The organism is Nonomuraea turkmeniaca (assembly GCF_005889735.1).
Classification (GTDB): domain Bacteria; phylum Actinomycetota; class Actinomycetes; order Streptosporangiales; family Streptosporangiaceae; genus Nonomuraea; species Nonomuraea turkmeniaca.
Map to the genome: position 1 here is coordinate 25,661 of NZ_VCKY01000019.1, position 12,572 is coordinate 38,232.

The following is a 12,572-nucleotide window of genomic DNA, read 5'->3' on the forward strand; positions in this document are numbered from 1 at the left end:
CATGATCAAAAGACGAAACTTCCTGCTCGGCGGCACGTTAGTCGCCCTGGCTCCGCTCGTGCCCGACCTGCCCGCGCTCGCGAGCGCCGGCTCCGGCTTCGCCGTCCAGACCGTCGCCACCGGCGTGGCGGCCAAGAGCGACCGGCGCGCCATGGCCGGCGGCCTGTACGACCCGGTCGCGGGCAAGACGTTCATCTCCTGGACCGGGGAGAACACTCATCCCTACGTCGCCGCGTACGACCACGCCACCGGCACGTGGACCCAGCCGATCAAGGTCGGGCAGTCGCCGAAGGCCGACTCGCACCATTACCCGGTGATGATCCAGGCCGACGACGGCCGGCTCCTGGTCTTCTACGGTTCGCACAACAGCGTCCAGCGGCTGGCCATCTCCCCGCCGCACACCGTCGAGGGGAACTGGACCGACGGGACCATCGACGCCGCGCCGCGCTCGACGTACCCGATGCCCGTCAAGGCGAGCAACGGCGACATCTACCTCTTCTTCCGCTCGACCCCGCACAACGACGACCCCTCCCTCCCCACCGACTACCGGCCCATCCACTACGTCCTGTCCACCGACGACGGCCGTACCTGGACCCACTCCCAGGACCTGGAGGGCATCCCGTACGCCATCGGCTCCACGGACCGGCCCGACAACTGCAACGAGATCTACATCGGCGAGATCGAGGTCACCCCGGCGCAGGGAAACGTGCCGGAACGTTTCCACTTCGTCTGGACGCTCGCCGGCGGCGGACCCGGCCGCCACGAGCACGACTACTACCACCGCAACCTGTACTACGCGGCCTTCCAGCCCGGCGACCGGCATTTCTACAGCGCCGCCGGCGACGACCTGGGCGCCGGAGTGGACTGCGGCGCCGCCTCCCGGCTCCCGCTCGTCCTGGAGACCGAGCTGAAAAGGGCGAAGCCGCTGTCACGGGACGTCGGTTACACCCACCTGGTCGGGTCGATGGCGGGTAACCGTCCGGTGCTGCTGTTCATGCTCCAGGACGGCGACACCACCGTCGTGCACGCGGCCGCATGGCAGGGCCACGGCTGGCGCATCGCCGAGCTGACCAGGGAGGCGACCCTGTTCGACAAGGAGCAGATCTCCCCGACCGCGTTCCGCGTCTACGCCAACCCCGCCGACGGAACCTCGGCCGTCTACACCTACATCCTGGAGAACGGCAGCCACTGGCGGTCCGAGGCCAGGGTTCCCACTCCCACCAGGATCCAGCGTGCCAGCCTCATCGCCGGCTTCCGCGACCCCGCGCGCGTGGTCCTGACCGGCTCGGCCGCCAGCCCCACGGTCCCCGCAGGCGGCATGTTCGTCCTCGGGATGCCGGGCACGTGAACCGGATAGCACGCGTCGAGACCTTCACCGTGGCCCTGCCCTCGCTGCGCGACTTCTCCGTCGCGGGCGGATCCGTCGTCCAGGGCGGCCGCCCGGCCGTCAGAGTCCTGGTGAAGGTCACGGCCGACGACGGCGCCACCGGGTGGGGCGAGGCCACCCCGATCCCCTCCTGGACGTACGAGACCACCGAGTCCATCGTCTCCACGATCGAGGGCTACCTGGCCCCGGCGGCCGTCGGCCGCCCGCTGTGGGACCTCGACGGGCTCTGCCGCGCCTTCGACCGCACCATCAGCAAGGGCTTCTCGATCGGCATGCCGCTGGCGCGCGCGGCGGTCGACGTGGCCTGCCACGACGCCTTCGCCCGCAGCCTGGGCCTGTCCCTCGGCGAGCTGTGGGGCCGGCGCAGGCGCGACACCATCGAGCTGGCCTGGATCGTGGCCACCGAGTCGGCGGCCACGGCCGCCGACTCGGTGACCGAGGGCCGCGCGCACGGTTACCGCCACCTCAAGGTCAAGGTCGGTCTGCACGACGAGGACGAGGACATGGCCATCGTGGCCGCCGTACGCGCGGCCGCCCCCGACGCCGTGCTCTGGGTGGACGCCAACCAGGGCTACACGGCCGCCGCCGCGCTCCGGGTCGCCAGGCGACTGGCCGACCTGGACATCGCCGTCTTCGAGCAGCCGCTGCCGTCCAACGACATCGCCGGTCTGCGCCGCCTGCGGGACGCCAGCCCCGTCCCGGTGGCCGTGGACGAGAGCCTGCGCCACCCGAGCGACCTGGCGACGTTCGTCCGGCTCGACGCCATCGACGTCGCCGTCGCCAAGGTGCAGCGCTGCGGCGGGCTGACCCTGGCTCTGCGCCAGTGCCAGCTCGCCGAGGACTGCGGCCTGGCGATCATGGGCTCCGGCCTCACCGAGTCCGACGTCGGGCTGGCCGCTTCGCTCCACCTGTTCGCCGCGTTCGGCGTGGACACACCGGTCGACCTCAACGGCCGGCAGTTCATCGCCAGCCCCTACGCCACGGATCCGGTCATCACCGTCGCCGACGGCGTCGCCCACGTGCCCACCGGCCCCGGCCTGGGGATCGGCGTGGACGAGCAGGTGGTCCGCGCACTCGCTCTTTGACGCGTCCACACGCCGTCCCGGGGTGAGCAGCCGCGTCAGCCCGTCGTCCAAGGCCGGAGCTTCTCGGGGTTCCGTACTCCCCAGATGTGCGTGATCCGGTCGCCTGCGATGTCGAACGCCATCACCACCACGGTGACGCCATCCTGCTGAGCCACCAGACCGGGCTGGCCGTTGACCGTACGCTCCAGGAACATCAGGCCGGGTGCCTTGTCGGCGATCTCCACCAAACCGCGCGCGATCTGCTCGCCGCCTTGGACGGGGTGGAGCAGGGCGCTGGCGAGGCCGCCGCCGTCGGCGACCGCCGTGGCGTCGGGGGCGAGGACGCTGATGAGGGCGTCGATGTCCTTGGCTTCCCAGGCCTTCTTGAACTCCCTGACGATGCCGGCGCGCTGGGCTGCCGGAATCGCGGGGGCCTGCGAGGCGCGGATGCGGCGGCGGGCCGAGGAGGCCAGCTGGCGACATGCCGCCGGCGTACGGCTGACGATCTCGGCCACTTCTGCGAAGGAGTAGCGGAAGACGTCGTGCAGGATGAACGCCACGCGCTCGGCCGGCGTCATCGATTCGAGCACGACGAGGAAGGCCATGTTGATCGACTCGTCGAGGGTGACCCGGTCGGCCGGGTCGACCGTGGCGCCGCCTGAGCGTCCGTTGATCCACTCCGTACGGTCGGGCAGCGGCTCGGGGATCCATTCGCCCACGTAGCTCTCGCGCCGAGCCCGTGCCGAGCCGAGCAGGTCGAGGCAGATGCGACCGGCGACCTTCGTCAGCCAGGCGCCGGGCGACTCGATGGCCTCCTGTCGCTGCCGGGACATGGCGTACCAGCGGGCGTAGGTCTCCTGTACGACATCCTCGGCATCGGCCAGGGTGCCCAGGAGCCGGTAGGCGAGATTGATCAGGTGACGTCGCTCGCTCATGATCGCGCTCAGGCTCGGATCGAGCCGGCCGTCTCCTGGCTGGGATGGGGTCGTCATGGTGTCGCCGGCTTTCCTTTGTCGCATCTGCCTTCACCAGATCGACGAGACAACCCCCCGGAATGTGAGGTTGACGCGTCGCCTCACATTCCGAGGGGTTATGTCGTCGTACTGCTGAGACGAGCACCCATCCCGCGAACACGAAAGCTCAACGACATCATGACCGACGTCCCGTCCCGCGGACCGGACGCCCCGTGTACCACGACCGCTACCGACGCACCTCTCATGACCGGCTCGGAACTGAACGGCTGACGACCTCTTCCTTTCTAGGAGCGACCAAGCATGACCACCACGAGCATGCTCAGCGAGCTGACCGGCGACTACGTCCTCGACACCGCCCACACCCGGATCGGCTTCGTCGCCCGGCACAGGATGGCCACCAAGGTGCGCGGGCACTTCGAGGAGTTCGAGGGCAGCGCGCATCTGGACGGCGACGACCCGTCGAAGTCGAGCGCCGAGCTCACGATCCAGGCGGAGAGCATCCAGACCCGCAACCCGCGGCGGGACGACCCCCTGCGCAGCGAGTTCCTGGACATGCGCAACCACCCGACCATCACCTTCACCTCGATCGGGGTGAAGCAGGTCGACGAGACCAGCTTCAAGGTCACCGGTGACCTGACCATCCGCGGCGTGACCAAGCCGGTCACCGTGGACTTCAAGCTGACCGGCGCGGAGAACGGCCCGCGGGGCTCCTTCCGGGTCTGCTTCACCGGCAGCGTCACGATCAGCCGCAAGGACTGGGGTGTGAACTGGAACGCCGCGACCCAAGTCCTGGTCAGCGAGAAGGTGGCGCTGGAGTTCGACATCGCCGCGATCCGGCGGCCCTGACCTGGCCGGCTTCATATCGGACTCGCGGAGGCCGACGCGATCGGCCGACCGTCTTTCGGCGCGGGAGCGTCGGTTGCGGCGGCGGCGTAGCGGCGGGCCAGCTGTGCGAAGGCGTCCTTGAGCTCGGCCGGGCCGACGACCTCGATGTCGGCGTCGAACCTGCCGATGGTGGCGGCCAGGCCGGCCCATGACCATGAGCCCAGGACGAGCCGGCAGCGGTTCGGGCCGAGCTCCTCGACGACTCCGTCGCGGCTGTGGCGGGACGCGGTGGCGGCGGGCAGGTGGAGGATCACCTCGCCACGGCAGGGCCAGTCGCCGGACTCGTCGGAGCCGCGGAACCTGCCGGCCACGAAGGCGGCCACGTCACCTCCGGGCAGCTCGCGCGGGGTGAAACGGGGTCCTGCGGGGCTGCGCGGGGTGATCCGGTCGGCGCGGAAGGTGCGCCAGTCCTCGCGGTCGAGGTCCCAGGCGACGAGGTACCAGCGCCCGCCCCAGATGACGAGATGATGGGGCTGCACCCGGCGCGGGCCGTCGCCGTCCACCCCGGGCGAGGACGCGGGCGGGTAGTCGAAGCGCAGCACCTCGCGGGCGTGGACGGCGGCGCTGAGCGTCACGAGCACGCTGCTGTCGACCTGCGGGCCCGGCCGGTCTGCGGGCCGCTCGACGGCAGTGACGTGGAGGGTGTCGATCCGGCGGCGCAACCGTGCGGGCATGACCTGCCGGACGGTGTTCAGCGCGCGTGCCGCGGCTTCCTCGATGCCGGCGCCGCTGGCGGTGGCGCTCCGGAGCGCGACGGCCAGAGCGACGGCCTGCTCGTCGTCGAACAACAACGGGGGCAGCTCCGTGCCGGCGCCGAGCCGGTACCCGCCGTCGGGGCCTTTGGTGGCCACGATGGGGTAGCCGAGCTCGCGCAGGCGCTCGACATCGCGGCGCACGGTGCGCGGGCTGATGTCCAGCCGCTCGGCCAGCAGCGCCCCGGGCCAGTCCCGGCGTGCCTGGAGCAGCGACAGCAAGGCCAGCAGTCGCGCTGAAGTCTTCGGCATGATTTCCATTGTGCCCGGAGAAGCGGACACAACCTGGCCGCTTGTCCGGCGGCTGTTGTCGCGTGCCGGACAACGACGCCCGCGCGATCCGCCCTGACCGGCACGACGCGCGGGCGGCGTCCTGCGTTCTATTGCGGTCCTGCTGGGGGAGCGGTGGGCTCCGGCCGAGGGCGTGTGTCGTGCTGGGGCGCCGTCCAGTTGGAGAGCAGTTGGAGGGCCTGGGCGGTTGCGGAGCCCGGTTCGACGTTGTAGACGCACAGGGTCTGGTCGGGGTCGCCGGGGGGCTGGAAGGACTCGTACGAGAAGTGCAGGTCGCCGACGAGGGGGTGGTGGTAGTGCTTGGTGCCATACGTGCGGCGCAGCACGCGATGGTCGTTCCACCACGAGCTGAACTCGGGGACGCGCAGGGTGAGTTCGCCGACCAGGTCGGCGAGCTGGCGGTCGTGCGGGTAGCGGCCGGCCTCGAGGCGGAGGACGGCGACGGTTTCGGCGGCGATGCGCTCCCAGTCGCCGGTGCGGTCGCGGGCTTTGGGGTCCAACAGGTAGTAGCGGGCGAGATTGCGCTGCGGTGCGGGAAGGGCGTCGAAGTCCGTCAGGACCTCGCGGGCGAGGCGGTTGGAGGCCAGGACGTCCGTGCGGCGGCCGAGGACGAACGCGGGCACGTGGTCAAGGGTCTGCAACATCAGATGGAGCCCCGGCCGCACCCGCTGCGGGCTGATCGGGGCCCGGCGGGCGGGGCGTGCCAGCAGGTCGATGAGGTGTTCACGTTCGGCGGGGTCGAGCTGGAGGGCACGTGCGAGGGCCTCGGTGACCTCCGGCGAGGGGTTGCCGGCGCGGCCCTGTTCCAGGCGGGTGTAGTACTCGGTGCTGACACCGGCCAGCCGGGCGACCTCGTCGCGGCGCAGGCCGGGCACGCGGCGAGCCCGGCCGTCGGCGGGCAGCCCCGTCCGGTCCGGAGTGATCCGGGCACGGCGTGAGCGCAGGAAATCGGCGAGCTCGCGACTACGGTCCATACCTCCAGTGTGGCCAGACCGGATGCGCCGCACTCCCGGCAGGGTGGCCCTGCCAGTACCTCCCTCGCGGATACCTGCCTGGTCAGGGCACGTTCGGGCGCCCCAGGAGCGCACGGCAACTGGTGTTCTGGTGAGGGGCGGAACACGGCGACCGGCCGCGATCCCGTCCCGCTCACTTCACTCACCCCGGAAGGTGTGCACCATGACCACGCAAACCTCTGCCCGTCCCGTCGCCGGCCGCGTCGCGGTCGTCACCGGCGCCTCCAGCGGCATCGGCGAGGCCTCGGCCGAGCGCCTGGCCGAGCTGGGCGCAGTTGTCGTCGTCCTGGCCCGGCGAGCGGAGCGGCTGGACGACCTGGTCGACCGGATCGAGAAGAACGGGGGTCAGGCCCTTGCTCTGGCCGTCGACGTGACCGATGCGGCGGCGGTGCGGGCTGCCGCCGACCGGGTGGCGGCCGAGCTGGGCGGCGCCGACCTGCTCTTCAACAACGCGGGCGTGATGCTCCCCGCCCCGGTGGAGGAGCTGGCCACCGACCAGTGGCAGCGCCAGATCGACCTGAACGTCTCCGGTCTCATGAACGTCATCGGCGCGTTCATCCCGCAGCTGGTGGAGGCCGCCCGTGAACGCGGTGTGGCCGACCTGATCAACACCTCGTCGATCGCGGCCCAGAACATCTTCCCGACCTTCGCCGTCTACTCCGCGACGAAGGCGTACGTCACCCATCTGTCCCGGCACCTGCGGGCCGAGCTGGGGGCGAAGAAGGTGCGGGTCTCGGTGATCGAGCCCGGAATCGTCGGCACCGAGCTGCAGAGCCACGTCACCGACGAGGGAGCCCTCGCCTGGCTGGAGGGCTCGAAGCAGACGATGGAGTGGCTCACGCCCCAGGACGTCGCGCAGACGGTCGGGTTCGTCGCGAGCCTCCCGCCGCGGGCCAACCTGCAGCAGGTCACCATCATGCCCACCGGCCAGCCCAGCTGACCGTCCCCTTGTTGCCGCGCGGCCGCTCGGCGCGGCGGCCGCGCAGCCGCCATTCGGCTTCTCCCGCGAACGCTGGGCACGTGAGCTAGCGCGTGTCCTGTGGATCATGGAGTCGGGTCGCGGAGCCAGATCCTGATCGAGGCGACGTCGATGGTGCCCTGGTAGATCCGCTTGCATTTGTCGGTGCGCAGGGCCACCGCCCGGTTGTTGCGGAGTTTGTTCACGCAGCGTTCGACGGTGTTGCGCTCGCGGTACCGCTCGGCATCGAAGCCGGGTGGTAATCCGCACGCGCTCCAGCACGCGCCGGAAGTACGGGCTGTCCCCATGCTGACCAGGACTGACCATCGTCGCGATCGGGCGGCAGGCGCCGCGGTGCCATCCAGGACGACGTCGACGGCCATGACCTCACGGCGTAGTCCGGTTCCGATGGACGGGCGAGGACCTCGAAGACCCTCACCGCCACTTGTCCCTGGGTAGAGATGCCATGGTTTCACCATGGCAGATCCCAGGTTTCAGCTGGGTCGCAGCCACTGCGACCCAGCTGGAACCGGCCGCCGCGTACAACCGTCGGCATGAGTCAATTCACGCCTCACCGAACCAGGCAACAGGCCGGGCGGGACGGCTTCCCTCAGTTGCTCCGCGCGGAGTGGACCAGGTTCCGCACCGGGCTGGGCTGGGTTCTCACGATGGCAGCCTCCGTGCTGGTCACCGTGGCGCTCGGGCTGCTGATCGCTGGTGGCGCCCGCACCGCCTGTGCGATCGGGGCGGGCGAAGGTCCCTGCCCCCCGCCTTTGGTTGGACCTGATGGCACGGCGGTAAGGGACAGGTACTACTTCGTGCACCAGCCGCTCCAGGGGAACGGCAGCATCACAGCCCGTGTGTCGGACATGACCGGGCAGGTCAGGCTGCAGGACACCGTGCCCGGGGTGCACGCCGGATACAAGGAGGCGGTGGTGCCGTGGGCGAAGGCCGGGCTCCTCGTCAGGCAGAGCCTCAAGCGGGGCACGCCGTACGCCGCAGTCATGATCACCGGCGCCCACGGTGTGCGGATGCAGCACAACTATGTCCACGACGTGGCCGGTAGTCCGGTACAGGGGCCACGGTGGCTGCGGCTGACCAGATCGGACGACACCATCACCGGCTATGAGTCGGGCGACGGCCAGAGGTGGACCGAGGTCAGCACGGTCACTTTCACCTGGCTGCCGGAAACGGTGGAGATCGGGCTGTTCGCCACCGCGCCGGGCGTGCAGTGGGAGACTGCGAAGGCCTTCGCCCAGGCCACCGCCACCTTCGATCAGATCGAGCTGCGGGGGGCGAACGGCTCGTGGCGACACGACGACGTTGGCGTCACCATGAAGGAGGACGGCAAGACCCCGCATCATCCGGGCGGGGTCGTTGAGTCCGGCGACAAGCTCATCGTGACCGGGGGCGGTGACATCGGGCCCGCCACGGTGGAAGGCGGCATGCGCGCCGACTTCACGCTGATCGGCGGGGCCCTGGGCCTGATCCTGGTGCTCGTGGTGGCGGTCACGTTCTTCACGGCGGAACACCGGCGCGGGCTGATCGGGACCAGCCCGCCGGCCGCTCCGCACCCAGCCCGGCTGCTCGCCGCCCAGGCCGCGGTGATCGGCGCGGTCGCGTTCGTGGCAGGGCTGGCGACGGCGGGGGTCGTGGTCCCTGCCGGCCTGGCGATGTTGCGTGCCAACCAGAACCCGATTCAGCCGATCACCCTCGGCACCGAGCTCCGGGTGATCTTCGGCTACGCGGCGCTGACCGCGGCCGCCGCTGTTCTGGCTGTTGGCCTCGCCGCGCTGGTCAAGCGGGCCATTGCCGCCATCGGGCTGGCGATCGCGCTGGTCGTCGTGCCCTACCTGCTGGGGACTGCGGGTCTGGCGCCGTGGCTGTTGGCGTTCACCCCTGCCGCCGGGTTCGCGATCACGCAGAGCGTCCCCACGTTCGCTCATGTGGATGTGAACCCGTCACTGCTGCTGGGGGGCCACTACCCGTTGCCGCCCTGGGCAGGTTTGGCGGTGACCTGCGGGTACGCCGGTGTGGCCCTCGGGGTGGCGCTTGCGGCACACCGCAGACGACCCCCGGGCTAGGGCCTGGCCGTCTCTACGAGCGCGACCTCAGCGCTGGATGGGGCGTCCACAATCGAGTAGATAGGCGGAAAGCCGAACTTGGCCACCAGGCTGTGGCCGCCGCCGAAGGCGGTGATTCGCGCGATGCCCGCAGCGGTCATGGTGAGGACGCCAAGTCGGGGGTCGAGGAGGAAGTCCGCAGGAATTGGCGGCAGCGCGCTACGGAGGAGGTTATGTCGTAGTGGGCGCTGTGGTCGAAAGGGATGACGGACGTCGCCAGGGAGCCTCGGGGTCGGCCAGCGTTTCGAGGATGAGTTCGCACCACGTGATGGCCGCGTTGGCTGCTAGATGGGCATGCCGGGGGCGGAGCCCGTGTCGGGCGCTGGCGGGATCGTCGTGTTGCTCAGCTCGCCGGATGCGTTGGAAGCCGTCGTGGATGGCGGTGGCGTGGGTGAGGTTCGCCAGGGCACCAGGGCGAATGTCGACCCCGACGTTGGTGATGTGACCGTCGTCGTTGATCCTGTAGCCATCGCGTTCCAGCTCGCGCCGAGCCCGGTGATCAATGGTCTCGGTGGAGCCCAGGAAGTGATCCTCCAGGAGACGTTCGATGACGCGTAAGGCGCGAGCCACATGGCGTTCGTCGGCCCAATCGACCGCGTCGAGGTAGGACTGGAACAGCCGTTGCCGATCGCCTGACACCGCCTCGATTTCAGGCGCTCGTACGTGAGCGGGTGGGGCGCGAATCCTTCGGCTTGCCACAGGTTGGTCTGGCAGAAACTGACGGCCTCCCTGACTGCCCTGCCGATCGTGGCGCCCACCGCCAAAGCGCTGCGCGACCTGCGCCGCAGGGTCGGTAGCGCGCCGATGCGCAGCTTGTTCGAGGTGCTGTGCGGGCCGCTGGCCCAGCCCCGAACCCCCGGAGTGAGGTTCGGGCCCTACCGGACGGTCTCCTTCGACGGCTGCAGCTCGCTCAAGGCGCCAGACACCGTCCACAACCGGGCCTGGCTCGGCAGCCCGAGGACTTTTGGTGGCCCTGGGACGGCTTTCCGGCCGTTGCGTGCCGAGGTCGACAGCGGCCTGGACGAAGGTGCGCTTACCCTGCTTGCGGCGTGCCGTACTTGGCAAAGCGCTCCTGCAACTGCTGTAGATCGTGGGCGGTGGCGAGCGACAGAGTCAGCAGCAGCCGCGCCTTCTGCGGGAGCAGATCTTGTGCGGCGATCACCCCGGGCACCTCGGCGTGGACGGCTCCCGTCGTGTTGCGATTGGCCGCGACAAGAGCCACGCCCCGCTCAGCCGCCGCCTGCGCCTCCTTGAACTGCTGCGGAGAGGGAGTGCCCGCGAACACCAAGCCCTTGGCGCCCGCGTCGGCGAACGCCTTCACCGACTCCCCGCCCGCCTGCGCGTAGGCGTAGACGATCTCGGTCTTCGGCAGCCTGTCACGTGAGATCTTGGACAGATCGAAGGGTGTCTTCTCGCAAGGTCTCGCCGGCGCGCGCAGCAGAGTAACTCCCTTGTCACCGATGGTGCCGAGCCTGCCGGTCTCGGGCGCGGCAAAGGTATTCAGCCGCTGCGTACTGGTCTTGGTGACCTCCCTGGCCGCGAAGATCTCGTCGTTCACCATCACCACACTCCCGAAGCAGCGTGTCCGGCCACTCGCCGCCAGCCGTAGGGCGTTGTAGAGATTGGGCGGCCCATCACTGCCGATAGCCGTCCAGGGCCGCATCGACCCGGTGACCACGACGGGCTTGGTACTGCGAAGCGTGAGGTCAAGCCAGTAGGCCAACTCCTCCATAGTCTGCGTGCCCGTCGTCACCACGACCGCATCAGCCGCCTCGAGCTGCTTGTCGACCAGTTGTGAGAGATCGTGGTACTCGGCCAGGGTGTATTCACTCGACCCCTGAGCACCGAATTCCTTCACAGAAACCTCGGCAACCCTCCCGGCCTCCGGCTGCAGGAACTTCACCAGATCAGCGGTAGGCAGCCTGGCCGGCTTGTAGGTCTCGAAGCTCACCCGACTGTCCGCGGCTCCCGCGATCGTCCCACCGGTCCCGATCACCACGACCTTCGGCTTGGGGGCGCTCGTGGCGGCCGTCGCGGGCACAGCGGCGACGAGGGCAGCAGCCGCAGCGGCAGCCGCCAGGATCTTCTTCATCATCAGAAACGACCTCTCAAAAGCGGCGTTGCCTCTGAGTTTCAAGGAGCCGAGCCTCAAGATCAGTCATGCGTCCGGGCCTCGTTGGGTGGGGGCAGCCCTACCTCCAAGACGTACGTGTCAGGCGACACGGCCCCCGACCCGCGCACGGGTGAGGTCTCAGAACAGGGGTCCGGCCAAGGGGCGAGCAGGCTGGTGAGCTCCGCGGTGGCGTCAGGGGAGGGCTTGACGTAGCGCCGCAGATTCTCCGGCTTCTTGCGCCGGGACTTGGCCATCAGCATCAGCAGACTCGCACCGGTCTCGCCCAATTGGCTCAGCGCCGAGTGGCGAAATTCGTAAGGATCCCACCCAGTGCCTGGGGCCGGGGCGGCCGTGGGTGACCAAGACCGGGCCGCGGGTTCGGCCTTTGAGGCGGCCGCGCTCACGGGCGGCGGCCTGGCCTTCCAGGGACTTCTCGGGCACGTACTCCCGCTCGGATTCGGCCATTCCGGCGAAGAAGGCGAACAACGCCGCGACGTCGAGGGCGGGGCCGGCGTCGATGAGCAGGTTTACCGTCCCACCGGCCAGCGCCGCCATCTGCTCGTGGTGGGCGCCCGCGCCCTGGATGGGGATGAACCCGCACATCACGGGGTCCAGGCCAGCGAAGTGGTCGCCGTCGCGGACAAAGGTGAAGGAGCGGGTGAGCCCGTCGAACCGCAGCGGGACGATCATCCTGCCGCCGGGCGCCAGCAGGCGGCCCAGGGGCAGTCCCAGGCACCGATGGTGACGAGGATGACGTCGAACGGCCCCAGCTCGTCGGCGGCGTGCTCGGCATCCCCAAGCACCACCTTCACGTGCGGGTAGCCGGTCTCGGCGAGAAAGCGGTTGGCGCGTTCGGTGACGAACGGGTCGATGTCCACGCTGATCACCAGCCCGTCCGGCCCGACGAGCTCGGCGATGAGCGCCGCGTTGTAGCCGCCGCTGCTTCTCCAGCCCCCTGGGGACTGTTGTATTTGGGGTCTCCTGAGTGAGCGCGAGTAGCCTGCGGAGGGAA

Annotated in this window: 13 protein-coding genes and 1 pseudogene; 7 read left to right on the forward strand and 7 right to left on the reverse strand. The window is 69.8% G+C overall.

All coding sequences use genetic code 11. The features are described 5' to 3' along the window. Position 1 precedes the first annotated feature (1 nt). Both ETD86_RS56790 and ETD86_RS08060 read left to right on the forward strand, forming a co-directional pair. Entirely contained in the window at positions 2–1,348 is a 1,347-nt protein-coding gene (locus tag ETD86_RS56790; RefSeq protein WP_138665469.1) for a BNR-4 repeat-containing protein, read from the forward strand. After that, positions 1,345–2,472, forward strand: coding sequence for a mandelate racemase/muconate lactonizing enzyme family protein (locus tag ETD86_RS08060; protein ID WP_211369901.1), 1,128 nt, complete (start codon positions 1,345–1,347; stop codon positions 2,470–2,472). The genes ETD86_RS56790 and ETD86_RS08060 overlap by 4 nt, the downstream gene beginning before the upstream one ends. Positions 2,473–2,507: 35 nt before the next feature. On the opposite strand, the gene sigJ is transcribed toward ETD86_RS08060, so the two are convergent. Further along, entirely contained in the window at positions 2,508–3,443 is a 936-nt protein-coding gene (gene sigJ, locus ETD86_RS08065; RefSeq protein WP_138665471.1) for an RNA polymerase sigma factor SigJ, read from the reverse strand. A 282-nt stretch (positions 3,444–3,725) separates the two neighbouring features. Here sigJ and ETD86_RS08070 point away from each other — a divergent pair, with 282 nt between their 5' ends. Continuing rightward, entirely contained in the window at positions 3,726–4,271 is a 546-nt protein-coding gene (locus ETD86_RS08070) for a YceI family protein (RefSeq protein WP_138665472.1), read from the forward strand. An 11-nt stretch (positions 4,272–4,282) separates the two neighbouring features. On the opposite strand, the gene ETD86_RS08075 is transcribed toward ETD86_RS08070, so the two are convergent. Continuing rightward, positions 4,283–5,314 carry a helix-turn-helix transcriptional regulator gene (locus ETD86_RS08075; protein WP_138665473.1) on the reverse strand — a complete coding sequence of 344 codons (1,032 nt, stop codon included), beginning with the start codon at positions 5,312–5,314 and terminating at the stop codon, positions 4,283–4,285. A 128-nt stretch (positions 5,315–5,442) separates the two neighbouring features. Then, the gene (locus ETD86_RS08080) at positions 5,443–6,327 is read right to left on the reverse strand and encodes a helix-turn-helix transcriptional regulator (protein WP_138665474.1); all 885 of its coding nucleotides are present in this window, start codon (positions 6,325–6,327) and stop codon (positions 5,443–5,445) included. 202 nt (positions 6,328–6,529) lie between these two features. Between ETD86_RS08080 and ETD86_RS08085 the strand changes: the two genes are divergently transcribed. Next, positions 6,530–7,306 carry an SDR family oxidoreductase gene (locus tag ETD86_RS08085; RefSeq protein ID WP_138665475.1) on the forward strand — a complete coding sequence of 259 codons (777 nt, stop codon included), beginning with the start codon at positions 6,530–6,532 and terminating at the stop codon, positions 7,304–7,306. Between the two features lie 104 nt (positions 7,307–7,410). On the opposite strand, the gene ETD86_RS59965 is transcribed toward ETD86_RS08085, so the two are convergent. Beyond that, positions 7,411–7,707: a hypothetical protein gene (locus tag ETD86_RS59965; protein ID WP_425465619.1), complete on the reverse strand. Its 297-nt coding sequence runs from the start codon at positions 7,705–7,707 to the stop codon at positions 7,411–7,413. Between the two features lie 171 nt (positions 7,708–7,878). On the opposite strand from ETD86_RS59965, the gene ETD86_RS08095 reads away from it, so the two are divergent. The 3 genes and pseudogenes from ETD86_RS08095 to ETD86_RS58005 all read left to right on the forward strand — a co-directional run. Then, a complete protein-coding gene (locus ETD86_RS08095; protein ID WP_138665477.1) occupies positions 7,879–9,408 on the forward strand; it encodes a DUF1349 domain-containing protein in 1,530 nt (509 codons plus the stop codon). A 327-nt stretch (positions 9,409–9,735) separates the two neighbouring features. Next, the gene (locus tag ETD86_RS54930) at positions 9,736–10,005 is read left to right on the forward strand and encodes a hypothetical protein (RefSeq protein WP_211369902.1); all 270 of its coding nucleotides are present in this window, start codon (positions 9,736–9,738) and stop codon (positions 10,003–10,005) included. A gap of 147 nt (positions 10,006–10,152) precedes the next feature. Then, positions 10,153–10,398: pseudogene (locus tag ETD86_RS58005) on the forward strand (transposase domain-containing protein); the annotation flags it as partial. A gap of 82 nt (positions 10,399–10,480) precedes the next feature. On the opposite strand, the gene ETD86_RS08110 reads toward ETD86_RS58005, so the two are convergent. The 3 genes from ETD86_RS08110 to ETD86_RS08120 form a co-directional block, all read right to left on the reverse strand. Then, positions 10,481–11,542, reverse strand: a complete 1,062-nt coding sequence (locus ETD86_RS08110) for an asparaginase (protein ID WP_138665480.1) — start codon at positions 11,540–11,542, stop codon at positions 10,481–10,483. A gap of 210 nt (positions 11,543–11,752) precedes the next feature. Then, on the reverse strand, positions 11,753–12,250 hold the full coding sequence (locus tag ETD86_RS56795) for a hypothetical protein (protein ID WP_211369903.1): 498 nt from the start codon (positions 12,248–12,250) through the stop codon (positions 11,753–11,755). Beyond that, positions 12,247–12,531 (reverse strand): methyltransferase domain-containing protein, encoded by a 285-nt coding sequence (locus ETD86_RS08120; RefSeq protein ID WP_138665481.1) that lies wholly within the window; start codon positions 12,529–12,531, stop codon positions 12,247–12,249. Before ETD86_RS08120 ends, ETD86_RS56795 begins: the two co-directional genes overlap by 4 nt. Between the last annotated feature and the right edge of the window lie 41 nt (positions 12,532–12,572).